This window comes from Aurantiacibacter flavus (assembly GCF_039710615.1).
GTDB lineage: Bacteria > Pseudomonadota > Alphaproteobacteria > Sphingomonadales > Sphingomonadaceae > Alteraurantiacibacter > Alteraurantiacibacter flavus.
In genome coordinates this window covers 38,988-61,549 of record NZ_JBDLBR010000003.1, presented here as the reverse complement: position 1 = coordinate 61,549, position 22,562 = coordinate 38,988, and the positions used below count along the sequence as shown (strand labels likewise).

The following is a 22,562-nucleotide window of genomic DNA, read 5'->3' as shown; positions in this document are numbered from 1 at the left end:
CGACCCTATGCCGTTCCCACCGCCTCCGCAATGCTGCCGAACCCGTCGCGCTGCATCAGCCGTTCGAGGCCCGTCACGATCTCGCGCGCAATCCCCGGCCCACGATAGACCATTGCGCTGTATAGCTGGACGAGGCTCGCGCCGGCACGGATGCGCTCCCACGCGTCGGCTGCAGTGGCGATCCCGCCCACGCCGACCAGCGGCATCGCCCCGCCGGTTTCGCTGCGAAAATCGCGCAGCCGCGCCAGCGCCGGTTCGCGCAAGGGAGCGCCCGAGAGGCCACCCGCCTCCTCGGCATGGCGCGAGGTGAGTGGCGGGCGCGCGATGGTGGTGTTCGACACGATCAACGCGCCGAGCCGCTTGTCCATCGCGATCCGGGCGATGGCGGTGATGTCGGCAGGCTCGAGATCGGGCGCGACCTTGAGGAACACCGGCGGGCCCTGCACTCCGCGCGCTGCCATCACCGCGTCGAGCAGCTCGATCAGCGCGCCTTCGTCTTGCAGTGCGCGCAGGCCGGGAGTGTTGGGGCTGGAGATGTTGACCGCAAGATAGGAGGCAAGCGGGGCCATGGTGCGGGTCATCACCGCATAGTCGTCGATGCGGTTGGCCGAATCCTTGTTCGCGCCAATGTTGATCCCGACAATTCCGCCGCGCCCCTTGCGCGCGCAGAGTCGCTCGACCGCGAGTGCCGCGCCGCCATTGTTGAATCCCATCCGGTTGATAACCGCCTGATCCTCTTGCAGCCGGAACAGGCGCGGGCGTGGGTTGCCTGGCTGCGGCAGCGGCGTGAGCGAGCCGACCTCGGCAAAGCCGAAGCCGAGGCCGAGCAAGGCATCGGGCACTTCGCCATCCTTGTCGAAACCCGCCGCCATGCCGAGCGGATTGGGAAAGTCGAGCCCGGCCACGCGGGTGACAAGCGGGCCTGCAGGAGTGGGGCCGCTGGCGGGCGAAAACGACAGGGCGAGCAAGGCCAGCCGATGCGCATCTTCGGCGTCGAGACGGAAAATCAGCGGGCGCAGCAGCGAGTACATCATGGAACGCCTGTGGCAGGATCGAGCTGCAACAGGCAATCGCCAATCTCGCAAATTCCATAGTTTGGCGTTTTCTTACAATTCGCATGGATGAGAATCGGCTAGTGCAGATTTGCGACCCGAAGGGCTCGAAGCCGTATAGCTACGAGTTCTCGACTTAGGGGCGGTCAGTTCTTCTAGAACTGACCGCCCCTTTTTTCTGTAACATTTTTGGTGCGTTGCGCAGCACAAGGTGGGCTAAGGGCGAACATCTGCATGCGAGGCGACGCACTGTCCCTCGCGTAAGAACGAGTGCGGGGGGCGCAGCCGATATGGGAAAGGTCAACGGGCGGAGTCTGGGTCTCGACGGGAAGCTGACGCAGACTTCCCGACTCGAGTTGCAATACCTGCCGGTTCCCGAACACCTCGCGCACCATGTCTCCACCTTCTATCACTTCCGCTGCGACGAGGCCGTGATTCGTGAGGTCCAGCCCGCTGCCGTCGGTCAGTTGGCGCTGTTTGCGCGCGGCAAAGGCAAAATTTATTTCCGCAACGGGATCACTGACCCTTCGCGGCAGACCAATTTGCTCAGCCCGGTCTCGGTTGCTGCCAATTTCGTGGTCGACGGGCCGTTCCACGCTATCGGCGCGGCGCTGACCCCGCTCGGCTGGGCCGAGCTGACCGGACTTCACGCGGGCGAACATGCGAACCGGCTTTACGCCGCCGAGGAGCATCTCGGCAAAAGTGTCGGCAATGTCGGGGCGCGCCTGTGCGCGGCCTACCGCGAGGGGACGATGGACGCTGAGACCTGTGTCGAAGAGCTGGGCCACTGCCTGGGTTCGCTGCTGCGCCCGCTCAGCGACGCCCATCGCCAGCTGATTGCCCAGACAGGCTCGTGGCTGAGCGGCGATCTCAACCCCGACATCGCCGAGTTGTTCGCTGCCAGCAGCTATTCCCGCCGCCAGACCCAGCGACTGGTCGACCGTTTCTTCGGGCTTCCACCCACCACGCTGCGGCGCAAATACCGCGCGCTGCGGGCCGCGGCCCTGTTTGCGCAGCCCGACCTTGCTCCAGAAATGGAGGCCATGGTGCGCGAGTCGTTCTACGACCAGCCGCACATGATCCGCGAGATTCGCCTGTTTGCCGGGCGCACGCCGGCGCGGCTATCAGACGATCCGGACAGCTATTTGAACGAGATGCTCGACCTCAGGAACCTGCGCGAGTTGCGCTAGGCGCTTGCTAACGACTCGCAACAGGCAATCGGGCGTTGAAACCGGCCGCGAAGGCCACTAGCTGCAAATCGGAACGAATTGATCCGATTATGCCCCGAAACGAACCATGCGCCTCTCGAACCTAGCAGACTATGCCGTAGTCACCATGTGCGCCGCCGCGCGCCATTGCGGGTTTGCGCGTGTGTCTGCCGCGGTTCTGGCCGAGGAGACGGGGCTGCCCGCGCCCACGGTTCAGAAGCTGGTGAGCCAGCTTTCGCGCGCCGGATTGCTGAACAGCACGCGCGGGGCCGGTGGCGGGATCAAGCTCGCACGCCCGGCGGCCGCGATCACGCTCGCTGATATCGTCGAGGCGGTGGAAGGGCCGATCGCGCTCACCGCTTGCGTCGAGCACGAGCGCCCCGACTGCGCGCTCGGAGAGCGGTGTCGGGTCCGCCCGCACTGGGCGCTGGTAAACGAGGCCCTGCGCGGGGCGCTGGCGGATATTCCGCTCACGCAGCTGGCGCGGGTGCCGGAAGAGATGAAGTTGGAAGCATGACGCAAGAGATCGAAGTACAGGCCAAAGACGTTCAGGATCAGGCCGCGCGCGAAGCCGCCGCCAAGGCCGCCGACTACGAGTTCGGCTGGTCGAGCGAGATAGAGCAGGAGTTCGCGCCCAAGGGCCTGAACGAGGACACCGTGCGCTTCATTTCGGCCAAGAAGCAGGAGCCGGAGTGGATGCTCGAATGGCGGCTCAAGGCCTTCCGTCTGTGGCAGGACATGCCCGAGCCGGACTGGGCCAAGGTGAACTATCCGCCGATCGACTACCAGAACGCCTATTATTACGCCGAGCCGAAGAAGAAGCCCGAACTCGAATCGCTCGATGAGCTCGATCCCGAGATCAAGGCGGTTTACGACAAGCTCGGCATTCCGCTGGGCGAGCAGGAAGTGCTCGCCAACGTGAAGTCGAGCCGCAAGGTCGCGGTCGATGCGGTGTTCGACAGCGTTTCGGTCGCCACCACCTTCCGCAAGGAGCTGGAGGCGGCGGGCGTGATCTTCCGCTCGATTTCCGAGGCGATCCGCGAATATCCCGAACTGGTGAAGAAGTGGCTTGGCAAGGTCGTGCCGCAGCGTGACAACTACTTCGCGGCGCTCAACTGCGCGGTGTTTAGCGACGGCACCTTCGTCTATATCCCCGAGGGCGTGCGCTGCCCGATGGAGCTGAGCACCTATTTCCGCATCAATGCCGAAAACACCGGCCAGTTCGAACGCACGCTGATCGTGGCCGAGAAGGGCTCTTACGTGAGCTATCTCGAAGGCTGCACGGCACCGATGCGCGACGAAAACCAGCTCCACGCTGCCGTGGTCGAGCTGGTCGCGATGGACGATGCCGAGATCAAGTATTCGACCGTGCAGAACTGGTATCCCGGCGACAGCGAAGGCAAGGGCGGGATCTACAACTTCGTGACCAAGCGCGGCCTGTGCCAGGGCGCGCGCAGCAAGATTTCGTGGACGCAGGTTGAGACCGGCTCTGCGGTGACGTGGAAGTATCCCTCCTGCGTGCTCAATGGCGAGGATTCGGTCGGCGAGTTCTACTCGGTGGCCGTCACCAACAACCACCAGCAGGCCGACACCGGCACCAAGATGATCCACAACGGCAGGAACACCCGTTCGACGATCATTTCGAAGGGCATTTCGGCCGGCAAGTCGAACAACACCTATCGCGGCCTTGTGCGCGTGGGCGCCAATGCGGACAATGTCCGCAACTTCACCCAGTGCGACAGCCTGCTGCTGGGCGACCAGTGCGGCGCGCATACCGTGCCCTATATCGAGGTGAAGAACCCCTCAGCGCAGATCGAGCACGAGGCGACCACCTCGAAGATCAGCGAGGACCAGCTGTTCTACGCGATGCAGCGCGGGCTCGACGAAGAGCAGGCGGTGGCGCTGATCGTGAACGGCTTTGCCAAGGAAGTGCTCAAGGAGCTGCCGATGGAGTTTGCCGTCGAAGCGCAGAAGCTGCTGGCGATTTCGCTTGAGGGGAGCGTGGGGTGATGAGAACTATCTGGTTGGCAGTAACGCCTCTAACTCTGGCAGCCGCTTCTCCAGCGATTGCGCAGAGCGCACAGCCGAACGCGATGATGCTTGCACAGGCGCAAGATCGTTGCATGACGACCATTGCTGTTCGGGCCTCGCGGTCCTCAACCGACAACGAGGCAATTTACGACGAAGCTGTGAAAGCATGTCAAGCGCTCCAAGAGCAACTCGCCTCGGCAGTAAGGTCAGAATATCCGCCGCAGCAAGCTGAAGAGTTGCTCACGATGCTTGATGATCAGGCCAAACCCAACTTCCTGAATATGTTGCAGCGGATTCGCGCCGATCGTGCAGCAAGGGGCGCACAGCAATGACCACCCGCAAAACCCTGAACCTCCGCCCCGCGTCGCACCCCACTTCGGAGACGCCCGAAATCCCCGGCCTCAAGAAGAAGGGCCGCGGGTGGGAAATCTCCGAGAAGCGCCTCGATGCGCTGCACGACCGCGCGCGCGAACTGCGCCGTTTCTCGACGCCTGCGCACAAGGCGCTCGCCGAGCGGTTCGCCAAGGCGGACCTCGGCAAGTTCAAGTTCACCCGCCATGCCGTCGTCGGCAGTGCGATTGTGGATTTCAACTGCCACCTGCTCGGCATGGCCGTGGTGATCGACGAGGGCGACCAGCCCGAAACAATTGCCAAACGCTCGGACCGGGCGCTCGAGGCTGTCGGCATTCGCGTGATGCGGATAAAGGCCGAAGAAATTCTAACCGATATGGATAACGTGCTCCACCGTATCACCGCCGGGATGCGCATGCGCATCGGCGATAAGCGCGTGCGACGCGGCCAGCACGAGGCGGCGCGACGCGATGCGCGCATGTCGCGTGAAACCGAACACAGGAACGACTGATGCTGAAAATCGACAATCTCCACGCCGAAATCGGCGGCAAGGAAATCCTGAAGGGCCTCAGCCTCGAACTGAACGCGGGCGAAGTCCACGCGATCATGGGGCCGAACGGCGCGGGCAAGTCCACGCTCTCCTATGTGCTGGGCGGGCGTCCGGGCTATGAGGTTACGGCCGGATCGGTCATCTACAATGGCGAGGACCTGCTGGCGATGGACCCGCACCTCCGCGCCGCCGCCGGATTCTTCCTCGGCTTCCAGTACCCGGTCGAGATTCCGGGCGTTTCCAACGTGCAGTTCCTGCGCGAGGCCTTGAATTCGCAGCGCCGGGTGCGCGGGGAAGACCCGCTCACCGGCGGCGAATTCCTCAAGCTTGCCAAAGAAAAGGCCGCGCTGCTCAAGCTCGACATGGAAATGCTGAAGCGCTTCGTGAACGTCGGCTTTTCGGGCGGCGAGAAGAAGCGCAACGAGATGGTCCAGATGGGCATCCTCGATCCGAAGCTGGCCGTGCTCGACGAGACCGACAGCGGTCTCGACATCGACGCGCTGAAGGTGGTGGGCGAGGGCATCAACGCGATCATGCGCCGGCCCGACAAGGCCGTGCTGCTGATCACGCACTACCAGCGCCTGCTCGACTACGTGAAGCCCGACTATGTCCACATCCTCGCCGCCGGCCGCATCGTGAAGAGCGGCGGGGCTGATCTGGCTCACCGGCTTGAGGAAGAGGGCTACGACGAGGTGATGGCGGCATGAGCCATATGCCGACGATACGTGACGAGGAATGGCGCTATGCCGATTTCGCCGCGCTGGAGACCGTGCCCGAGGCCAAGGTCACCGGGTGGGACGAGATTGCCGTCGCACCGGGCGAAGTGCTTGCGCGCACCTTCGTGCTCGACGGTAACGCGCCCGATGTTCAGCGCCTGCGGGTAACGCTGGGTGAGGGCGCGCGGGCGGAGATTTTCGCCGTGAACGCCGCCAGCGCCTATGCCCGGCTCGAGATCGAGGTCACGCTTGCCCCGCAGTCGCACTTCGAGTTCGGCGGGGTGCTGATCGGCGGCGGCGATGTGACGCGCGAATTCGTCACCCGCACCATCCATGCCGAGCCTGAGGCGACCAGCAACCAGACCGTTCGCGCGGTGCATTGGGGCACGGCTTCGGGCAACTACCTTGGCCGGATCGACGTCGCCCGCCACGCGCAGAAGACCGACGCCGCGCAGGATTTCAAAGGCCTGTTGCTCGAGAAAGGCGCCAGTGCCAACGCCAAGCCCGAACTGGAAATCTTCGCCGACGACGTGAAGTGCGCGCACGGTGCCACCGTCGGCCAGCTCGACGAAATGGCGCGCTATTACATGGCGAGCCGCGGCATCGCGCCTGACGTGGCGGAGCATTTGCTGATCCGCGCGTTTCTCGCCGATGCGCTGGCCGCGCTTGGTGACGAGGCCGAGCAGGAACGCCTGTTCGATCACGCCCTCGCCGCGCTCGAGAAGGCGGCATGAGCGAGGCCCAAACCATCAGCCGCAAGGCAGACTTTCCGGGCCTCGTCCGCCCCGATGGCTCGCCCTGGCACTATCTCGATACCGGCGCGACGGCGCAGAAGCCGCAAGCCGTGGTCGATGCCGTAACCCGCGCGATCGGGATCGACTACGCCACCGTTCATCGCGGCGTCTATGCCCGCAGCGCCGACATGACCCGCTCTTACGAAGCGGCGCGGCGCAGCGTCGCGGCGTTCATCGGCGGGCGCGAGGAGGAGCTGGTCTTCACCCGCGGCGCGACTGAGGCGATCAACCTCGTCGCCTATTGCTACCCCGACAAGGGCCGTGTGCTGCTGAGCCAGCTTGAGCATCATTCGAACATCGTGCCTTGGCAACTGGCGGGCTGGCAGGTCGATGTCTGCCCGCTCACCGAAGACGGCTTGATCGACCTCGATGCGGCCGAAGAGATGCTCACCCCCGAGCACACCATGGTCGCCTTTGCCCATGTCTCGAACGTGCTCGGCTCGGTGCTCGATGTCGGCCGCGCGGCGGAGCTGGCGCACAAGGTAGGGGCGAAGCTGCTGCTGGACGGGTGCCAGGCCGTTCCGCGCCTTGGCGTGCATGTGGCGGCGCTCGATTGCGACTTCTACGCCTTCTCGGGCCACAAGCTTTATGGGCCGACGGGGATCGGTGCGCTGTGGGGCCGGGCCGAACTGCTTGATGCCATGCCGCCGTGGCAGGGTGGCGGCGCGATGATCGACAAGGTCGCCTTCAGCGGCACCACCTTCGCCCCGCCGCCGCAGCGGTTCGAGGCCGGCACGCCCGCCATCGTCGAAGCGGTCGGTCTGGCTGCGGCCTGCGACTACGTTTCCGCCATCGGCATCGACGCAATCGGCGCGCATGAGGCCGCGCTAGTGACCGAAACGCGCGCCCGGCTCGGGGCGATGAACGACGTGACGCTCTATGGCTCCGACCAGTCGGCGGGGATCGTCAGCTTCATGCTCGATGGCGTTCACCCGCACGATCTGGGCACGATTCTCGACGAGGAGGGCGTGGCGATCCGCGCCGGGCATCACTGCGCGCAGCCGCTGATGGAGCATCTGGGCGTGCCTGCCACCGCGCGCGCCAGCTTCGGGCTGTATTCGGACGAGGACGACATCGCCGCGCTGATCCGTGGCATCGAACGAACCAAAAGGATTTTCGGCTGATGGACCAGGAAACCAAACAAACCGATTTCATCGCCGCGCCTTCGCCTGCCGAAGACGTGGCTGCCAAACCACCGCGTGCGCGCGTTTCCGATGCGCCGATCGAGGAGGAAAGCGCGAGCGAGAAGCTCGAACGCAAGCGCGACTATCTCGAAGGCTTTCTGCAGAAGAAGCCCGAACCGGCCGGCGCGGGCGAACCGGGCGGCGCGATCTACGAGACCGTGATCGAGGCGCTGAAGGACATTTACGACCCGGAAATCCCGGTCAACATCTATGACCTTGGGCTGATCTACAATGTCGAGGTGAGCGATGAAGCCGACGTGGCCGTCACCATGACGCTGACCACGCCGAACTGCCCGGTCGCCGAATCGATGCCGGCCGAGATCGAGCTGAGGATCAGCTCGCTTCCCGGGGTGCGCGATGCCGAGGTGATCGTGACCTGGGACCCGCCGTGGGATCCGGCCAAGATGAGCGACGAGGCCCGGCTCGAACTGGGTATGCTCTGATGGCAACAAGTGCGCCCGCACTGGTGATCGAGCTGGCCGACTATGCGGATCCGCGTGATGCGGCGGAGCTGGTCGCGCTGCTCGATGCCTATGCGCGCGATCCGATGGGCGGCGGCGAACCCCTCAGCGACCACGCCCGCGCTCATTGCGTGGAGGGCCTTGCCGCGACGCCCGGCGCGTTCAGCCTGATCGCGCGGCGCGATGGCGAGGCGGTGGCCCTAGCCAATTGCTTTACCACTTTCTCGACCTTCGTTGCCGCACCGCTCGTCAACATCCACGATTTCGCCGTCGTGCGGCAAGCCCGCGGACAGGGCATCGGGCGGGCGCTGATGCAGGCGGTCGAGGCCGAGGCGTTGAAACGGGGCGCGGCAAAGATCACATTGGAAGTGTTGAGCGGCAATGCTCCGGCCCGCGCGCTCTATGCCGCCTGCGGCTTTAGCGACTACCAGCTGGACCCGACGGCCGGACAGGCCATGTTCTGGCAGAAGAGGCTTTGATGACCGAAACCACCAAAACCCGCCCCGCACCCAAGGCTGCGGTCGTGCTCACCCCCGGTGCCGAGGCGCGCATCGCCGCGCTGATGGCCAAGGCGCCCGAAGACGCCATCGGGGTCAAGCTCTCGACCCCTCGCCGGGGCTGTTCGGGGCTTGCCTATTCGGTCGACTACGTGACCGAGGAACAGCCCTTCGACGAGAAGATCGAAACCCCCGCCGGCATGTTCTATATCGACGGCGCTTCGGTGCTTTATCTGGTGGGCTCCACAATGGACTGGGTGGAGGACGACTTCTCCGCCGGATTCGTGTTCGACAACCCCAACGCCAAGGGTGCCTGCGGTTGCGGCGAAAGCTTCATGGTCTGACCACCCGCCCTGCTCACCGGCGCTGAAGCGCCCTTGCGCAGGCCGCGCGGTCCACCGCTGCACCATCGCTGGCCCGCCGCGCCTCGACCCAGGTGGCGACCGGCTCGCGCCCCTCGGCCAGCGGATAGAGGAACACGTCGAGCACGCAGGCTGGCCCGGCGAACTGCAGCTTGCGCATGTCGCCCTCGGCCACATTCAGCCGCGCCTCGCCGAACTTGCGCAGCAGTGATGCGCCGTCTTCACGGATAATCCCGGCAAGCCCCGGTTCGTTCATGATTTGCGGCGCGCGGAACCCTGCCACCGGGCGCGGCGGCGGTTGCGTCGGCGGAACGGGGACTTGTCCACGCGGCGGCGGAGGCGACTGCGGACCCGGCGAAGGCGCGCCAGAGGCGCAACCAGCCACGGCAAGCAATGCCAGCGGCGCGAGGGCCGAACGAAGTGCGATCATCGAAAACCCTTATGCACGCGCGCAGCCTGCGCACGATGAACGAGATGGGTGGCACTCGCCGCGCCGAGCACGGGAGCGAGGAAATTGACGAAGGGCACCAGCATCAGCGCGGCCACTACGCCGCCGAGCGCCAGCCGCGCGGAGCCGCTCACCGGGGCCTGCTCGCCAGCCAGATGAGTATGGCGCAGCCACACCATGTCCTGCAATTCGCGCCCCAGCAGCCAGGCGTTGACCGCCCAGAACAGCAGCGCCGTGCCGATCCCGGTGAAGGCCAGCGCCAGCGCGAAAGGCGCGGCGATCAGGTTCGACAGCAGCGCCCGGCGCGCGCCGCGCAGGGCCTGCCGCAGTTGCATCGACACGGGCAACTCGCGCGCCTGCGCGGCTGCTTCGGGATAGTGCCTGCGCTCCACCGCGAGCACTATCTCGTCGGCGTAGAACTGGATCACGGCCATGGCCACAATCCGCCACAGGAGCCAGGCCCCGATCAGCGCCAGCACGGCGGAAGCTACCCCGCGTAATGCGCCCGCGCCGGTGAACAGCCGATCGCCCAGCCCTGCCACGGTCAGCAGCCAGTCCACCGCATACCAGCCCAGCCCCGCCAGCACGGCGAAGATCAGCAAGGTCAGCGCTGCGCTCTTCAGCAGCAGGCGCAGGACCGCGCCCTGAAACATTTGCCCGAAGCCAAGGGCAAGGCTGGTGAAGAACACGGCCATCACGGCTTGCGATTGCGTCTGGCTTGCGCCAAGTCAACGCCGCCGCGCGGCCAGCGTCCGATAATTGCCGCAAAGAAGGAAATTTCATGACTGAACCTCGATACGATGTAATCGCCATCGGCAATGCCATTGTCGACGTTGTGGCGTCCTGTTCCGACGAGTTGATCGATGAATTCGGCATGGCCAAGGGCGGCATGACGCTGATCGACGAGGACGGCGCGCGCGATCTTTACGAAGCGATGGGGCCGGCACGCGAGATTTCGGGTGGTTCGGCGGCCAACACGCTGGCGGGCCTCTCGGCGCTGGGCGCGCAGTGCGCCTTCGTGGGGCAGGTGGCCGACGATCAGCTCGGGCAGGTCTTCGCGCACGATATCCGCGCCGTGGGGATCGACTTCGATATCGCGCCGCGTGCGGGCCAGCCCAGCACCGCGCGCTGCCTGATCTTCGTCACCCCCGACGGCCAGCGCACGATGAACACCTATCTCGGCGCCTCGCAGTACCTGCCCGCCAGCGCGCTTGACGAAGAGGCTGTCAGTGCGGCGGCGATCCTCTATCTCGAAGGCTATCTGTGGGACCCGGAAGAGCCGCGCGCAGCCATGCGCCGGGCGATTGAGGCGGCCAAGAAGGCGGGGCGCAAGGTCGCCTTCACGCTGTCCGACGGCTTCGTGATCGCGCGCTACGGCGATGATTTCCGCAGCCTGATCGCCGATGGCCTGATCGACATCCTGTTCGCCAACGAGGCCGAGCTGGCCGCACTCACCGGCGAGGACGACTTCGAGGCCGGCATCGCGCAGCTCGCGCCGCAGGTCGAAGTGCTGGTGGTGACCCGCAGCGAAAAGGGCGCGGTGTGTGTGCGCGGCGGCGAGCGGGCCGAAGTTGCTGCAGAGCCGACAACGGTGGTCGACACGACCGGCGCGGGCGACCTGTTCGCCGCCGGGTTCCTGTTCGGTCTGGCGCGCGACGAGACGCTGGAGGCCTGCCTTCGTCGCGGCGCGATCTGCGCGGCGGAAGTGATCTCGCACTACGGCGCACGGCCCGAGGCCGACCTCAAGGCGCTGATGGCCGAAAAGCTCGGCTGAGCCTTCGCAAACTTGACGAAGTTGACACGGCGGCGGCGCACTTGCGCCGCCGTTTTTGTTGCGAATCACGGCAATATCATACGGTTGCCGCGATCGGGGCGAAGTTGACACTTCGCGGGAACTGCGCGGCAGGGAAAGGGCTTCGGCGAGCAGCATCACCTCGCCAGCAAGCACGAAACGGGCGGTGTAGGAAAGCCGCCCGCATCGCATGAAGCGGCCTAGTTGCCCCGCTCAACCTCGCGCCAGCCGATGTCGCGGCGGCAGAAGCCGGTCGGGAAATCGATCTTGTCGACGGCGGCGTAGGCAGCCTCCTGCGCCGCCTTCGTGTCTGCCCCGCGTGCTGTGACGTTGAGCACGCGGCCGCCGTTGGCGCGCAGGCTCTCGTCCTCTTCGTCGCGCGCGGTTCCGGCGTGGAACACCACCGCGCCCTCGGCCTCGGCGTCGTTCAGCGCGATCAGGCCGCCCTTCTCGGGCGTGCCGGGATAGCCCTCGGCCGCCATCACCACCGTGAGAGCAACCTCATTGGCAAATCGTAGCGGCTCCTGCGAACCAAGCCGGTCCTCGGCGCAGGCGAGCAGATAGTCCGCCAGATCGCTTTCGAGCCGCATCATCAGCACCTGGCATTCAGGATCGCCGAAGCGGCAGTTGTATTCGACCAGCTTGGGGCCGTCCTCCGTCAGCATCAGCCCGGCGTAGAGCACGCCTGAATAGGGCGTGCCGTCGTCGGCCATCTGGCGCACGGTGGGGATGATGATCTTGGCCATCGCCTCGGCCTGCAGCTCGGGCGTCAGCACGCGGGCGGGGGAATAGGCCCCCATGCCGCCGGTGTTGGGGCCGGTGTCGCCGTCGCCCACGCGCTTGTGATCCTGCGCGGTGCCGAAGGCCATCACGGTCGCGCCGTCGGTGAGCGCGAACAGGCTCGCCTCCTCGCCCGCCATGAATTCCTCGATCACCACTTCCGCGCCCGCATCGCCGAACTGGCCGTCGAACATGTCCGCCAGAGCGGCCTCGGCCTCTTCACGCGTCTCGGGAAGGACCACACCCTTGCCCGCCGCCAGCCCATCGGCCTTCAGCACATAGGGCGGCTCGAACCGGTCCAGCGCGGCCAGCGCCTGTTCGAGGCTGGTGCAATGCTCATATCCGGCGGTGGGAATGTTCGCGCGGTCGCACAGGGCTTTGGTGAAGCTTTTCGAGCCTTCGAGCTGCGCCGCAGCCTGCGACGGGCCGAAGGTGGCAATGCCCTCGCCGCGCAGCGAATCGGCGAGGCCATCGACCAGCGGGGCCTCGGGGCCGATCACCACCAGTCCGATGCTCTCCTGCTCGCAAAAGCCCACCACCAGCTCATGGTCGGTGATGTCCATGGCGAAGCATTCGGCGAGGCCTTCCATGCCCGGATTGCCGGGGCTGGCGAACAACTTGCCCCCATCTTGCGCAATGGCGCGGGATTGCGCGAGCTTCCATACCAGCGCATGTTCGCGCCCTCCCGACCCCAGAACGAGGATATTCATGGCTTGCCCGGCCTCTTATTACGATGACAACGATCCGGCGCTCGTAGCGGCGAGCCGCCCCGGCGACAATTCCCACGCGCTCACGATCACCGAGATTTCCCAAGCGCTCAAACGTACGGTGGAGGATCGATTCGGCTTCGTGCGGGTGCGCGGCGAGCTTTCCGGCGTGAAGCGGGCGGCCTCGGGCCACCTCTATTGCAGCCTCAAGGATGAAAAGGCGGTCATCGACGCGGTGATGTGGAAGGGCACCACCGGCCGCCTCGCGTTCAAGCCCGAGGACGGCCTCGAGGTGATCGCGACAGGCAAGCTGACCACCTATCCGGGCCGCTCGAAATACCAGATCGTGATGGAGTCGATGGAGATCGCGGGCGAGGGGGCCTTGCTCGCGCTGCTCGAAAAGACGCGCCAGCGGCTGGCGGCGGAGGGGCTGTTCGCGCCCGAGCGCAAGCGGCCCCTGCCCTTCGCACCGAAGGTTATCGGGGTCGTGACCTCGCCCACCGGCGCGGTGATTCGCGATATTCTACACCGTCTGCGCGACCGGTTTCCCACCCATGTGATCGTCTGGCCGGTGTTGGTGCAGGGGCAGGGCGCGGCCTCGCAGGTCGCCAATGCGGTGCGCGGGTTCGGCGCGCTGGATGCGGATGGCGCGGTGCCCCGGCCCGACCTGCTGATCGTGGCGCGCGGGGGCGGCTCGATCGAGGACTTGTGGAGTTTCAACGAGGAAGAGGTGGTGCGCGCCATCGCCGATTCGCCGATTCCGGTGATCAGCGCGGTGGGCCACGAGACCGACACCACGCTGGCCGACCATGCCGCCGATGCCCGCGCGCCCACGCCCACCGCAGCGGCGGAGATGGCGGTGCCGGTGCGGCGCGAGTTGCTCGGCTATCTCGAAGACCTGAGCCTGCGCCAGAAACGCGCGGCCTGGCGTCCGCTAGAAATGGGCCGCGAGAGGCTGGCGGCGCGCGCCCAGCGCCTGCCGACGCCTGAGACACTGCTCCAGCCCGCGCGCCAGCGGCTCGACGATCTGGCCGAGCGCCTGCGCCGCGGGCTGACCGACCGTGCGGGCGCCGGTCGCGAACGTCTCGCCAAGGTCCGCTTCGGGCCGCACTTGCTCGGCAGCAACCTGCGCGATGCCAAACGCCGATTCGAACAGGTGCGGCTGGCCCCGGCGCTGCTCACCCGGGCGCAGGCAGACCGCCAGCAGCGCCTCGCCGGGCTGGAGCGCATCTTGCACCAGCTTGACCCCGAAGCGCCGCTTGCACGCGGCTATGCCTTGGTGAGCGCGCCGGGGCATCGGGCCATTTCCTCGCGCGATGTGGCGGCGGGGCAGCCCGTGCTGACGCTCAAATTCGCCGACGGTACGCTCGATGTCGCCACCGGCGGCGCTAAGAAGCCGAAACCCAAGCCGTCCGCCGCAAAAGATTCACCGCCGGGCCAACCCAAATTGCTTTGACCCGCCCGTGCCCCTACATGAGGCTCCATGCTGATGTCATCGGATACCCCTTCGCACCGGGCTGCCACGCTGATCTATGGCCCGAACGACTTTCGGGTGGTGAAGCCCGGCCACTTCGTGGTCTGCGCCATGAGCGGCGAGCCGATCCCGCTTGAAGTGCTGACCTACTGGAGCGTTGACCGGCAGGAGGCCTATGCCTCGGCCGAGCTGGCGACGCGCCGCGCGCTCGAAGATCTGTGAGGCGCGCCGCCGCTGCCGCGGCGCTGGCTGGCGCTGCGCTGATGTCGGTCGCCTGCATTCCGCCTGCCGAGGCGGGTGAGGACGTGCAGGTCGCGCCGGCTCCCGCCCCGGTCGCCGCGCCGGCACCTGCGCCGGTTCCGACGCCCACACCGTCTCCAGTGCCTAGCGGGCCCGCGCAGTTCACCTTTGCCGGTGAGACCGAACAAGGCGGCTGGATTCGCGGACAGGCCCCGGCGGGCACTGTCTCGGCCGAGCTCGGCGATGTGCCGCTCGCCCTCGATCCCGAGGGCTATTTCTTCGCCGCCTTCGACCGTGATGCGGGGCCAGAGGCTAGACTAACCGCGACGCTGGCCGACGGCACCACCAAAAGCGCGACGATCACGGTGCGCCCGCGCGCCTGGCAGCTCGAACATATCAACGCGCCCCTGCGCCCCGGCGGCGGGTCGTCGGAAGCCTTCCGCCGCCGTCGCCAGCCCGAACTCGATGCGATCTGGGATGCGCGCACCGCCGATTCGCCGGTCGATGGCTGGCGCGAGAGCTTCATCTGGCCTGCCGAAGGGCGGATTTCCGGGCGCTTTGGTGCGCAGCGGATCTATCAGGGCGAGCCGGGCAGCTACCATTCGGGGCTCGACATCGCGGGAGGTGCGGGTGCGCCGGTGGTGGCCCCTGCCTCGGGCAAGGTCACGCTGGCGACAACGCGGCCGTTCAGCCTCGAAGGCAACCTCGTCATTATCGACCACGGGGACGGGCTAAATTCGGCCTTCCTGCACCTGTCGCGGATCGACGTGGCCGAGGGGCAGATGGTGAAGCAGGGGGATCCTATCGGCCTGATCGGCGCGAGTGGTCGCGTGACCGGGCCGCACCTGCATTGGAGCATCAAGTGGCATCTCGCGCGGCTCGACCCGCTGTTGTTCGTGCCCCCGCGCTGATCGGCAGCCTCATGCGCAATACCCGGATCAGGCGGCTGGCAGTGGTGGTCGCGCTGGCGCTATTGATCGCGCCCGTTACCTGGTTGCGCAGCGATCCCGAGGTGACGACGCAGGATCTCGTGCAGCTCCAGCCGCTCGGCGTGGCACAGCCTGAAGGTTGGCCCGCCAGCCTGACGCTGGAAGGGGCGTGGAATGTCGCCAATGACAATCCGGCTTTCGGTGGCTTTTCGGCGCTGCGGATCGAGCCCGTCAGCAATGGTCTTGTCGCCTATTCCGACCGTGGCACCTATGCCCACATTCCGCGCCCGCCGTTCGCTGGCAGCTCCCCTGCACAAACGGCAGCCTTGCCGCGCGATCCGCTGCTGCGCGACCCGCAGGACATCGAATCGGTTACAGCCGATTCTGCCAGCGGCGCGATCTGGCTTGGCTACGAGCATCACAACGCAATTCGTCGCTATTCCGCCAACGGCACCTCTCAGTTTGTGCAGCCGGATGCCATGGCCGAATGGAGCACCAATTCCGGCCCGGAAGCCATGGTGCGGCTAAGCGACGGGCGCTTTATCGTGCTGGCCGAGCGGGGAGACGAGGGCCTGCTGTTCGCTGACGATCCGCTCACGGGCGGCGAGCCGATGCGCTTCTCCATCGATCCGCCGGGCGATTTCCTTCCCACCGACATGGCGCAGCTGCCCGATGGCCGGGTGCTGATCCTGTTGCGCGACGTGACTTGGGCTCTGCCGCCCTTCGCAAGCCTCCTGATGGTGGCTGACCCCTCGGCGATAGGTGAAGAAGAGATCTGGCCCCTGACCGAGCTGGCGCGGATCGACGAGGCGGGCCTGCGCGAGAACTACGAGGGAATCACGGTTGAGCCCGATGGCACAGGCGCCGCGACCGTCTGGCTGATTGCTGACGACAATCTGTCGCAGCTCCAGCGCACGCTGCTGCTGAAGCTGCACTATGTCTATGCGGCAGGCAAGCAAACGGCCCGCGAGGCGCAATCGCCTGCGGGCCGCTAGCTAGCTGGCAATCGCGAAGCCGTTAGGCTGCGGCGATGGCCTTCTTCAGCTCGCGCTTCACCTTCTGGGCGTTGGTCGAGAGCTTCTCGTCCTTGGTCTTCAGCAGCCAGTTGTCGAGGCCACCGTTGTGCTCAACCGAACGCAGGCCCTGCGTCGAAACGCGGAACTTGAAGCTGCGATCAAGCTTCTCGCTGATCAGCGTGACGTTCTGCAGGTTGGGCAGGAACACACGCTTGGTCTTGTTGTTGGCGTGGCTCACATTGTGGCCGACCTGACGGCCCTTGCCGGTAAGTTCGCAGATGCGCGACATGGCGAAATCTCTCGTTCGAAACGGTTTCAGTGAATCAGCAACTAGGCTGGGAAAGGCGCGCGCATACATAGTGGACGAAGGCGCGTCAAGAAAATGGCACATTGCCGCGCGCTTTTCGATGCCCTAGCGCCGTGGCCATGACCCGCTGGCCCATGCCCCCGCCGATGCTGCGAGCCCTTGAATTGGCTGGAGAAGCTGCCGCTTTCGGCGAGGTGCCGGTTGGCGCGGTGGTGGTCAAGGGTGGCGAGATTGTTGGCGAGGCGCACAACCTCACCCGCACCACCAATGACCCGACCGCTCATGCCGAGATCGTAGCGATTCGCCGCGCTGCCGAGGCTCTGGGGCAGGACCGGCTGGAAGACTGCGCTTTGTTCGTGACGTTGGAGCCCTGCGCGATGTGCGCGGGCGCGATTGCCCATGCGCGGCTGGCCTCGCTCACCTATGGCGCGAGCGATCCCAAGGGCGGTGGGGTCGAACACGGCGCGCGGGTGTTCGCGCAGGCGCAGTGCCATCATCAGCCCGAGGTGGTCAGTGGCGTGGGAGAGAGTGAGGCCGCCGAAGTGCTGCGCGGGTTCTTTGCGGGGCGGCGGTGAGCCGGTTGGCCCCGGCGCAGAATTTACGGAGTGCAAGTGATGATGGTGAACAAGGTCAGGGAGATTCGCGGATCGGCATCCTGTCTGCTGTTGGTGCTGCTGATCCTCGCCATTCCCCTCCTGTTCCTGTTCGGCCTTGCCGAGTTCAGCGTCTGGGCGCTCAACTGGATACCGGATGTGTTCCGGGTCGCGATGGTCCTGTGCATCGCCATGGTTCCGCTTGCGGTCATTATCCCCGCCAGAGCCATCGCCGGCGCCGCCTATGGCGTAGCGTCCTTTGTGTTTCTCACCGGTTTGTGGCTCTATTCTCTGGCCTTTACCTACACCGAGTGGGGCATGATCGGCGTGGTGCTGGGGGTGATCGTGGCGGGCATCGGCGTGGTGTTTACGGCGATTCTGGCAGCGCTTTTCAGCGCATCGTGGGAAGTGCTGGGCAACGTTGCGATCCTGATCGCCCTTGGCCTCGGCACGCGTTTCCTTGCCGGGTGGCTGAATGCCTCAGCGCAGCAGCGCCTCATGCGCCATCAAATGCAGGACCACCCATCCGAAGCGATCATCACGCAACCGCCGCAAGACGAGTAGCGCGCGCCCGCTCCGCCATCCACTAGCGAATCGCCGCTTTTGCCTCGGCCTTCAATTCCGGCGTCAGCTTGGCTGTGCGCGGGGCCAGCGGCTGACCATCGCCGCGCGGGCCGTTGGCCTCGATATCGGCGACCAGCATCTTCATCTGGGCGATCTCCTTGACCTGCGCTTCAATGATGTTGTCGGCCAGCTCGCGCACGCGCGGATCGCGGATGGTGGCCTTGCGGGCATTGTTGATGGCGATCGAATGGTGCGGGATCATCGACTTCATGAAGGCGATATCGCCGATCAGGCTCTGCTGGCGATTCACCGATAGCGTAATCACGCCCAGCACGATGGCACCGATCAGCACGGCCAGCTTGGTGCCCGGCCCGCGATACATTTTCCACATGAAGGCGAGCATGATCACCGCCATCACACAGCCCATCACCACCGAAGATACGAGGCGCGTCAGGGCAAAGGTCGCGTGGTCGGGAGTGTAGACCAACTGGTACATCAGCGGGAACATGACGATGGTGGACGTGAGGATCATGGCGAAGAACCGCCCCCAGCCCATGTGCATCGAAGTGTCGTCGTTCTGCATGGTTGCCTCCTGAGCCGCTTTTTTGTCGAAGCGGACGAAGGCGGGCCTAGGTTCCCGTTGCTGGCGTCAGAGCCCGCGCCAGATCCGCACCCGCGTGTCCTCCTCCGGCCCGAGCCGTCGCCGGTCGCAGCGGGTGGGCATGAAGTCGCGCCCGTAGCAGAGCCGCAGTTCGCGCAGCCAGCCGCGTTCGTTCACCACCAGCCCGACCATCTCGGGTTCGAACGCCGCATTGGCATCGGCAAAGGCGCGGCGCACGTCTGCGGCGGTGAGGCCATCGCGGCGCGAGAGCGCATCGTAATCGGGCAGGCGAAGCGAGCGCCACAGGATGCGGGTGGCGCGCAGGTAGGCGTCGGGGCTCTGCGTCATGCAGCTACCATGTTTGGTCCATTCGTGCGCGAGCAGAGCTGCGTCAGGCGTCATGCAGAGCGACTGACGCAGCTCGGCCTGGCTTGGCTGTCGGCGCACCTCGCACCATTGCGGCCAGCTTGAGCGACCCTCGGGCCAGAGGCCATGGACGATCAGGCCGAAACTGCCCGCCCGCCCTGAGCACTGGCGCGCGTATTGCGGGCGATCCTCGCGGGTGCGGCAGAATTCCGGGCTCCAGCTCAGCGCGAGGGTGTAGCCGGTGACGGGCATGTCGCGGCGCGGGCCGTCGGGGGTGACGCGGGGCAGGGTGATGCTACCGCGTGGGATCGAGCACTGGTAGGCCTGGGCCTGGGCGATGCCGCCATGGCAAAGCAGCGCGACTATCGGGCTGACCCAGACAGCCCGCAAGCGCGACCGCGCGCCGGCCGTTAGGCCGCCCCGGCGGAGGCGTCGGCGCAGCCGACTGGCCGCGAGCGAAATCACAGCGGCGTGAAGTCCAGCCCGATGTCTGCCGCAGGCGCGCTTTGCGTGAGGCGGCCGACCGAGCAATAGTCCACGCCCGTCGCGGCCTTGGCGGCGATGGTGTCCAGGTTGATCCCGCCGCTCGCTTCCGTCCTGGCACGGCCTGCGACCACCCGCACCGCCTCGTGCAGGGTCTCGGGGTCCATATTGTCGAGCAGGATATGGTTCGCGCCTGCCTCCAGCGCCGGTTCGATCTGGTCGATCCGGTCGACCTCGCAGATGATGCTGGTGATCCCGGCCTCCTTCGCCCGCTTCACCGCTTCGCCCACGCTTCCGGCGACGAGGATGTGGTTGTCCTTGATCATCGCCGCGTCCCACAGGCCCATGCGGTGATTCTGCGCGCCGCCCTGGCGGGTGGCGTACTTCTCCAGCACGCGCAGGCCGGGGATCGTCTTGCGGGTGTCGAGCAGCACACACTCGGTCTCGCCCATGGCGTCGACATATTCGCGCGTCATGGTGGCGATGCCGGAGAGGTGCTGCACGGTGTTGAGCGCGCTGCGCTCGGCGGTGAGAAGCGCGCGGGCATTGCCGGCGAGCCGCATCAGGTCGGCCCCGGCGGGAACCTTCTCGCCTTCTTCGCGCAGGATGGTGATCTCCATCTCGGGGTCAAGCTGGCGGAAGAAGGCGGCTGCGATCGGCAGGCCCGCAACGACGATGGGGTCGCGCGTGTCCATCACGCCGGAGAAGCGCGCATCGGCGGGGATCACGCTGGTGGCGGTGACGTCCTTACCGCCGCCCGGCCAGCCCACGCCGAGGTCTTCATCCAGCGTGCGCAGGACGAAACGTTCCAGATCGAAGCCTTCGAGTGTGAATTCCATGGGGTTCCTGTGCGGCGCATGAGGTGTGGCTGTCCTTCGACAAACTCAGGACGAGCGGGATTGGGTTCGTAAAAGCGGAAAAGCGACCCTTCGACAAGCTCAGGGTGAGCGGGGCGGTCCGGCGCATCGGTCACGCAGCGACCGCAAGCACGACCGTGCGCCCGCAGCGGGGCCAGCTTGCTGGCCGTCTAGCGAGGACGCGGCCCCGGATGGGGCCGCGAAACGAAAACTAATGCACGAACCGCGCAACCACATCGCGGTACGAGCGCGAGACCTTCACCTCGGCACCCGATTCGAGCACGAGGAAGCATTCGCCATTCGTGTGCGGCTTCACCTGCCGCACCAGGTCGAGGTTCACGATGGTGCTGCGATGCACGCGCTGGAAAACCTTGGGATCGAGCCGCCGCTCCAGATCCTTCATCGTTTCGCGCAGGATCAACGAGTTGTCGCCGGTGTAGATCACCATGTAGTCGCCCGCCGCCTCAATATGCTCGATGGTGTCGACATCGACGCGGAAGATCTGCCCCTTGTCCTTCACATTGATCATCTTCTCGTAGCGGCTGGTGAGATCGTCCTCCCCGCTGGTAAGGTCTTCGAGGCTTTCAGGGCTGACTTCGGCCAGCACGTCCTTCAGCTTCTCGGCCTCTTCGGTCGAGCGCTTCTCGGCCAGCCGCTGGCGCACACGCTCCACCGTGTCGGCGAGCTTGTCCTCGTCGACCGGCTTCATCAGGTAGTTCACCGCATTGGCCTCGAAGGCGCGGATCGCGTGTTCCTGATAGGCGGTGACGAACACGAACAGCGGCGGCTCGATCTCCATCACGCCCTTGACCACCGAGAAGCCGTCGAAGCCGGGCATCTGAATGTCGAGAAAGACCAGATCGGGCTTCAGCGTCTTGATCGCACGGATCGCCTCGCGCCCGTTCGAGCAGGTTTCGATAATCTCGATATCGGCGAACTTTTCGAGCCGCAGGGCGAGGCCCTGAACGGCAAGGCTCTCGTCATCGACGAGGATAGTGCGAATGGTCATGCGGGGGTTCCGATTGTTTGGGCCGGGGCCGGAGGGGATGGCCGCGGCTGGGGGGATGGGAATTTGTCTCTGCTCGCCTCGTCGCTGGCGATCGGCTCGAACGGGATTTCGATGATGACGGTAAACCCGCCCTCGGCCGGGGTCTCGATCGTGAAACGGTGATCTTCGCCATAGGCCTGGCTAAGGCGTTCGGCGATATTGGCAAGGCCCACGCCGGTGGACGAAGGCGTCTTGGTCAGCTCGTTGGCGGGGCGGCTCACGTTCTGGAGGCCCGGCCCGGTATCCGAAACCGACATGCGTAGCCGCGTGCCGATGACCTTGGCGCTGAGGCTGATGCGCGCGCCTTCTTCCTGCCGGGAGACGCCATACTTGATCGCGTTCTCGACCAGCGGCTGCAGCAACATCGAGGGAATGGCGGCGCGCGAGGCGAGCGCGTCGACCGCGAACTCGGTGCGGAGCCGTTCCTCGAACCGCATCCGCTCGATCTCGAGGTAAAGCTGCAAGGTCTCGACCTCCTGTGCCACGGCCACCTTGCCGCCCGGCTCGCTCACCAGCGTATGGCGCAGAAAGCCCGACAGGCGCGTGAGCATGGCATTGGCGCGCTCGGTCTGCTTGAGCAGCACCAGCGTGCTGATCGAATTGAGCGTGTTGAACAGGAAATGCGGATTGAGCTGATAGCGCAGCATGGCCAGCTGCGCGCTGGTGGCCTGCGCTTCGAGGCGTTCGAGCCGGTCGGTCTGTTCCTCCACCTGAAGGAAGAAGTTGATCATGTAATAGAGCGCCGACCACGCGCCGAGCAGCGTCATGTCGATATAGAGCAGGCCCAGCACGAGGCTGAGGAAATCGGTCTCGCTCGCTTCGGGGCGCAGGCTGATGGTCGAGGCGTTGATGAAGGCGGATACCGCCACGGCCACGGCCAGCGCCGCTATGGTGCCGGTCCAGGTGATGATCGGGCGGCGGTTGATCAGATAGCCATAGATCACCGAAAGGATCAGGCTGATCGAAAAGCCGGTGACCGTGGCGATCAGAACCGAAACCAGGAATTCGGGCGGCCGTTCGTTGGTGATCGCCGTGGCCGAACGCAGCGCCATGGCGCCGCCCCAGCCGATCAGCTGCAGCCGCCAGAAAGCCCGGTTCTTGTCCTTGAAGAACGGCGTAGGTTGAAACGGCAGCATCGCCATGGGCTTTGT

General features: G+C 65.7%; 28 protein-coding genes. 18 read left to right on the top strand and 10 right to left on the bottom strand.

What is annotated here, in order from left to right; translation table 11 throughout:
- Positions 1–5: 5 nt before the first annotated feature.
- Positions 6–1,034 (bottom strand): quinone-dependent dihydroorotate dehydrogenase, encoded by a 1,029-nt coding sequence (locus tag ABDJ38_RS09280; protein WP_346784823.1) that lies wholly within the window; start codon positions 1,032–1,034, stop codon positions 6–8.
- A gap of 308 nt (positions 1,035–1,342) precedes the next feature.
- On the opposite strand from ABDJ38_RS09280, the gene ABDJ38_RS09275 reads away from it, so the two are divergent.
- From ABDJ38_RS09275 to ABDJ38_RS09225, 11 genes are all read left to right on the top strand, one after another.
- On the top strand, positions 1,343–2,242 hold the full coding sequence (locus ABDJ38_RS09275; RefSeq protein ID WP_346784822.1) for an AraC family transcriptional regulator: 900 nt from the start codon (positions 1,343–1,345) through the stop codon (positions 2,240–2,242).
- Between the two features lie 106 nt (positions 2,243–2,348).
- A complete protein-coding gene (locus ABDJ38_RS09270; protein WP_346784821.1) occupies positions 2,349–2,777 on the top strand; it encodes an SUF system Fe-S cluster assembly regulator in 429 nt (142 codons plus the stop codon).
- Entirely contained in the window at positions 2,774–4,270 is a 1,497-nt protein-coding gene (gene sufB, locus ABDJ38_RS09265; RefSeq protein ID WP_346784820.1) for a Fe-S cluster assembly protein SufB, read from the top strand. Before ABDJ38_RS09270 ends, sufB begins: the two co-directional genes overlap by 4 nt.
- Positions 4,267–4,623, top strand: coding sequence for a hypothetical protein (locus ABDJ38_RS09260; protein ID WP_346784819.1), 357 nt, complete (start codon positions 4,267–4,269; stop codon positions 4,621–4,623). Before sufB ends, ABDJ38_RS09260 begins: the two co-directional genes overlap by 4 nt.
- Positions 4,620–5,153: an endonuclease domain-containing protein gene (locus ABDJ38_RS09255; RefSeq protein WP_346784818.1), complete on the top strand. Its 534-nt coding sequence runs from the start codon at positions 4,620–4,622 to the stop codon at positions 5,151–5,153. The genes ABDJ38_RS09260 and ABDJ38_RS09255 overlap by 4 nt, the downstream gene beginning before the upstream one ends.
- Positions 5,153–5,899, top strand: coding sequence for a Fe-S cluster assembly ATPase SufC (gene sufC / locus ABDJ38_RS09250; protein WP_346784817.1), 747 nt, complete (start codon positions 5,153–5,155; stop codon positions 5,897–5,899). The genes ABDJ38_RS09255 and sufC overlap by 1 nt, the downstream gene beginning before the upstream one ends.
- Positions 5,896–6,642 (top strand): SufD family Fe-S cluster assembly protein, encoded by a 747-nt coding sequence (locus ABDJ38_RS09245; protein ID WP_346784816.1) that lies wholly within the window; start codon positions 5,896–5,898, stop codon positions 6,640–6,642. The genes sufC and ABDJ38_RS09245 overlap by 4 nt, the downstream gene beginning before the upstream one ends.
- Entirely contained in the window at positions 6,639–7,826 is a 1,188-nt protein-coding gene (locus tag ABDJ38_RS09240) for an aminotransferase class V-fold PLP-dependent enzyme (RefSeq protein WP_346784815.1), read from the top strand. Before ABDJ38_RS09245 ends, ABDJ38_RS09240 begins: the two co-directional genes overlap by 4 nt.
- Positions 7,826–8,329 (top strand): SUF system Fe-S cluster assembly protein, encoded by a 504-nt coding sequence (locus ABDJ38_RS09235; RefSeq protein ID WP_346784814.1) that lies wholly within the window; start codon positions 7,826–7,828, stop codon positions 8,327–8,329. Before ABDJ38_RS09240 ends, ABDJ38_RS09235 begins: the two co-directional genes overlap by 1 nt.
- Positions 8,329–8,826 (top strand): GNAT family N-acetyltransferase, encoded by a 498-nt coding sequence (locus tag ABDJ38_RS09230; protein ID WP_346784813.1) that lies wholly within the window; start codon positions 8,329–8,331, stop codon positions 8,824–8,826. Before ABDJ38_RS09235 ends, ABDJ38_RS09230 begins: the two co-directional genes overlap by 1 nt.
- Positions 8,826–9,188, top strand: coding sequence for a HesB/IscA family protein (locus ABDJ38_RS09225; RefSeq protein ID WP_346784812.1), 363 nt, complete (start codon positions 8,826–8,828; stop codon positions 9,186–9,188). Before ABDJ38_RS09230 ends, ABDJ38_RS09225 begins: the two co-directional genes overlap by 1 nt.
- Before the next feature lie 13 nt (positions 9,189–9,201).
- Here ABDJ38_RS09225 and ABDJ38_RS09220 read toward each other — a convergent pair whose 3' ends face one another.
- The gene (locus ABDJ38_RS09220) at positions 9,202–9,636 is read right to left on the bottom strand and encodes a hypothetical protein (RefSeq protein WP_346784811.1); all 435 of its coding nucleotides are present in this window, start codon (positions 9,634–9,636) and stop codon (positions 9,202–9,204) included.
- Positions 9,633–10,349 (bottom strand): EI24 domain-containing protein, encoded by a 717-nt coding sequence (locus ABDJ38_RS09215; protein WP_346784810.1) that lies wholly within the window; start codon positions 10,347–10,349, stop codon positions 9,633–9,635. Before ABDJ38_RS09215 ends, ABDJ38_RS09220 begins: the two co-directional genes overlap by 4 nt.
- An 86-nt stretch (positions 10,350–10,435) precedes the next feature.
- On the opposite strand from ABDJ38_RS09215, the gene ABDJ38_RS09210 reads away from it, so the two are divergent.
- Positions 10,436–11,428, top strand: coding sequence for an adenosine kinase (locus tag ABDJ38_RS09210; protein ID WP_346784809.1), 993 nt, complete (start codon positions 10,436–10,438; stop codon positions 11,426–11,428).
- 218 nt (positions 11,429–11,646) lie between these two features.
- Here the strand turns inward: ABDJ38_RS09210 and purD are convergent, their stop codons facing one another.
- Positions 11,647–12,936, bottom strand: coding sequence for a phosphoribosylamine--glycine ligase (gene purD / locus ABDJ38_RS09205; RefSeq protein ID WP_346784808.1), 1,290 nt, complete (start codon positions 12,934–12,936; stop codon positions 11,647–11,649).
- On the opposite strand from purD, the gene xseA reads away from it, so the two are divergent.
- Genes xseA through ABDJ38_RS09185 form a run of 4 tightly spaced genes read left to right on the top strand, consistent with a single transcriptional unit; the run spans position 12,935 to position 16,571 of the window.
- The gene (xseA, locus tag ABDJ38_RS09200; RefSeq protein ID WP_346784807.1) at positions 12,935–14,389 is read left to right on the top strand and encodes an exodeoxyribonuclease VII large subunit; all 1,455 of its coding nucleotides are present in this window, start codon (positions 12,935–12,937) and stop codon (positions 14,387–14,389) included. The genes purD and xseA overlap by 2 nt on opposite strands.
- Before the next feature lie 27 nt (positions 14,390–14,416).
- Positions 14,417–14,629: a DUF2093 domain-containing protein gene (locus ABDJ38_RS09195; RefSeq protein WP_346784806.1), complete on the top strand. Its 213-nt coding sequence runs from the start codon at positions 14,417–14,419 to the stop codon at positions 14,627–14,629.
- Positions 14,626–15,558 carry a M23 family metallopeptidase gene (locus tag ABDJ38_RS09190; RefSeq protein ID WP_346784805.1) on the top strand — a complete coding sequence of 311 codons (933 nt, stop codon included), beginning with the start codon at positions 14,626–14,628 and terminating at the stop codon, positions 15,556–15,558. Before ABDJ38_RS09195 ends, ABDJ38_RS09190 begins: the two co-directional genes overlap by 4 nt.
- 11 nt (positions 15,559–15,569) lie before the next feature.
- Positions 15,570–16,571 (top strand): esterase-like activity of phytase family protein, encoded by a 1,002-nt coding sequence (locus ABDJ38_RS09185; RefSeq protein WP_346784804.1) that lies wholly within the window; start codon positions 15,570–15,572, stop codon positions 16,569–16,571.
- 22 nt (positions 16,572–16,593) lie between these two features.
- On the opposite strand, the gene rpmB is transcribed toward ABDJ38_RS09185, so the two are convergent.
- Positions 16,594–16,881 (bottom strand): 50S ribosomal protein L28, encoded by a 288-nt coding sequence (rpmB, locus tag ABDJ38_RS09180; RefSeq protein ID WP_137680530.1) that lies wholly within the window; start codon positions 16,879–16,881, stop codon positions 16,594–16,596.
- A gap of 137 nt (positions 16,882–17,018) precedes the next feature.
- Here rpmB and ABDJ38_RS09175 point away from each other — a divergent pair, with 137 nt between their 5' ends.
- A complete protein-coding gene (locus ABDJ38_RS09175; protein WP_346784803.1) occupies positions 17,019–17,474 on the top strand; it encodes a nucleoside deaminase in 456 nt (151 codons plus the stop codon).
- Positions 17,475–17,510: 36 nt separating this feature from the next.
- Complete coding sequence (locus ABDJ38_RS09170; RefSeq protein WP_346784802.1) at positions 17,511–18,056, top strand: hypothetical protein; 546 nt, start codon at positions 17,511–17,513, stop codon at positions 18,054–18,056.
- Positions 18,057–18,078: 22 nt separating this feature from the next.
- Here the strand turns inward: ABDJ38_RS09170 and ABDJ38_RS09165 are convergent, their stop codons facing one another.
- From ABDJ38_RS09165 to ABDJ38_RS09145, 5 genes are all read right to left on the bottom strand, one after another.
- Positions 18,079–18,639 carry a DUF305 domain-containing protein gene (locus ABDJ38_RS09165; protein ID WP_346784801.1) on the bottom strand — a complete coding sequence of 187 codons (561 nt, stop codon included), beginning with the start codon at positions 18,637–18,639 and terminating at the stop codon, positions 18,079–18,081.
- Between the two features lie 66 nt (positions 18,640–18,705).
- On the bottom strand, positions 18,706–19,413 hold the full coding sequence (locus ABDJ38_RS09160; RefSeq protein ID WP_346784800.1) for a ribonuclease T2 family protein: 708 nt from the start codon (positions 19,411–19,413) through the stop codon (positions 18,706–18,708).
- Positions 19,414–19,484: 71 nt separating this feature from the next.
- Positions 19,485–20,345, bottom strand: a complete 861-nt coding sequence (gene nadC / locus ABDJ38_RS09155) for a carboxylating nicotinate-nucleotide diphosphorylase (protein WP_346784799.1) — start codon at positions 20,343–20,345, stop codon at positions 19,485–19,487.
- A gap of 229 nt (positions 20,346–20,574) precedes the next feature.
- Positions 20,575–21,372: a LytR/AlgR family response regulator transcription factor gene (locus ABDJ38_RS09150; protein WP_137680536.1), complete on the bottom strand. Its 798-nt coding sequence runs from the start codon at positions 21,370–21,372 to the stop codon at positions 20,575–20,577.
- On the bottom strand, positions 21,369–22,553 hold the full coding sequence (locus ABDJ38_RS09145) for a sensor histidine kinase (protein WP_137680537.1): 1,185 nt from the start codon (positions 22,551–22,553) through the stop codon (positions 21,369–21,371). Before ABDJ38_RS09145 ends, ABDJ38_RS09150 begins: the two co-directional genes overlap by 4 nt.
- Between the last annotated feature and the right edge of the window lie 9 nt (positions 22,554–22,562).

Coding starts and splice junctions, on each gene's coding strand:
- ABDJ38_RS09280 (WP_346784823.1), bottom strand. CDS start 1,034: ATGATGTACTCGCTGCTGCGCCCGCTGATTTTCCGTCTCGACGCCGAA.
- ABDJ38_RS09275 (WP_346784822.1), top strand. CDS start 1,343: ATGGGAAAGGTCAACGGGCGGAGTCTGGGTCTCGACGGGAAGCTGACG.
- ABDJ38_RS09270 (WP_346784821.1), top strand. CDS start 2,349: ATGCGCCTCTCGAACCTAGCAGACTATGCCGTAGTCACCATGTGCGCC.
- sufB (WP_346784820.1), top strand. CDS start 2,774: ATGACGCAAGAGATCGAAGTACAGGCCAAAGACGTTCAGGATCAGGCC.
- ABDJ38_RS09255 (WP_346784818.1), top strand. CDS start 4,620: ATGACCACCCGCAAAACCCTGAACCTCCGCCCCGCGTCGCACCCCACT.
- sufC (WP_346784817.1), top strand. CDS start 5,153: ATGCTGAAAATCGACAATCTCCACGCCGAAATCGGCGGCAAGGAAATC.
- ABDJ38_RS09245 (WP_346784816.1), top strand. CDS start 5,896: ATGAGCCATATGCCGACGATACGTGACGAGGAATGGCGCTATGCCGAT.
- ABDJ38_RS09240 (WP_346784815.1), top strand. CDS start 6,639: ATGAGCGAGGCCCAAACCATCAGCCGCAAGGCAGACTTTCCGGGCCTC.
- ABDJ38_RS09235 (WP_346784814.1), top strand. CDS start 7,826: ATGGACCAGGAAACCAAACAAACCGATTTCATCGCCGCGCCTTCGCCT.
- ABDJ38_RS09230 (WP_346784813.1), top strand. CDS start 8,329: ATGGCAACAAGTGCGCCCGCACTGGTGATCGAGCTGGCCGACTATGCG.
- ABDJ38_RS09225 (WP_346784812.1), top strand. CDS start 8,826: ATGACCGAAACCACCAAAACCCGCCCCGCACCCAAGGCTGCGGTCGTG.
- ABDJ38_RS09220 (WP_346784811.1), bottom strand. CDS start 9,636: ATGATCGCACTTCGTTCGGCCCTCGCGCCGCTGGCATTGCTTGCCGTG.
- ABDJ38_RS09215 (WP_346784810.1), bottom strand. CDS start 10,349: ATGGCCGTGTTCTTCACCAGCCTTGCCCTTGGCTTCGGGCAAATGTTT.
- ABDJ38_RS09210 (WP_346784809.1), top strand. CDS start 10,436: ATGACTGAACCTCGATACGATGTAATCGCCATCGGCAATGCCATTGTC.
- xseA (WP_346784807.1), top strand. CDS start 12,935: ATGGCTTGCCCGGCCTCTTATTACGATGACAACGATCCGGCGCTCGTA.
- purD (WP_346784808.1), bottom strand. CDS start 12,936: ATGAATATCCTCGTTCTGGGGTCGGGAGGGCGCGAACATGCGCTGGTA.
- ABDJ38_RS09195 (WP_346784806.1), top strand. CDS start 14,417: ATGCTGATGTCATCGGATACCCCTTCGCACCGGGCTGCCACGCTGATC.
- ABDJ38_RS09185 (WP_346784804.1), top strand. CDS start 15,570: ATGCGCAATACCCGGATCAGGCGGCTGGCAGTGGTGGTCGCGCTGGCG.
- rpmB (WP_137680530.1), bottom strand. CDS start 16,881: ATGTCGCGCATCTGCGAACTTACCGGCAAGGGCCGTCAGGTCGGCCAC.
- ABDJ38_RS09175 (WP_346784803.1), top strand. CDS start 17,019: ATGACCCGCTGGCCCATGCCCCCGCCGATGCTGCGAGCCCTTGAATTG.
- ABDJ38_RS09165 (WP_346784801.1), bottom strand. CDS start 18,639: ATGCAGAACGACGACACTTCGATGCACATGGGCTGGGGGCGGTTCTTC.
- nadC (WP_346784799.1), bottom strand. CDS start 20,345: ATGGAATTCACACTCGAAGGCTTCGATCTGGAACGTTTCGTCCTGCGC.
- ABDJ38_RS09150 (WP_137680536.1), bottom strand. CDS start 21,372: ATGACCATTCGCACTATCCTCGTCGATGACGAGAGCCTTGCCGTTCAG.
- ABDJ38_RS09145 (WP_137680537.1), bottom strand. CDS start 22,553: ATGGCGATGCTGCCGTTTCAACCTACGCCGTTCTTCAAGGACAAGAAC.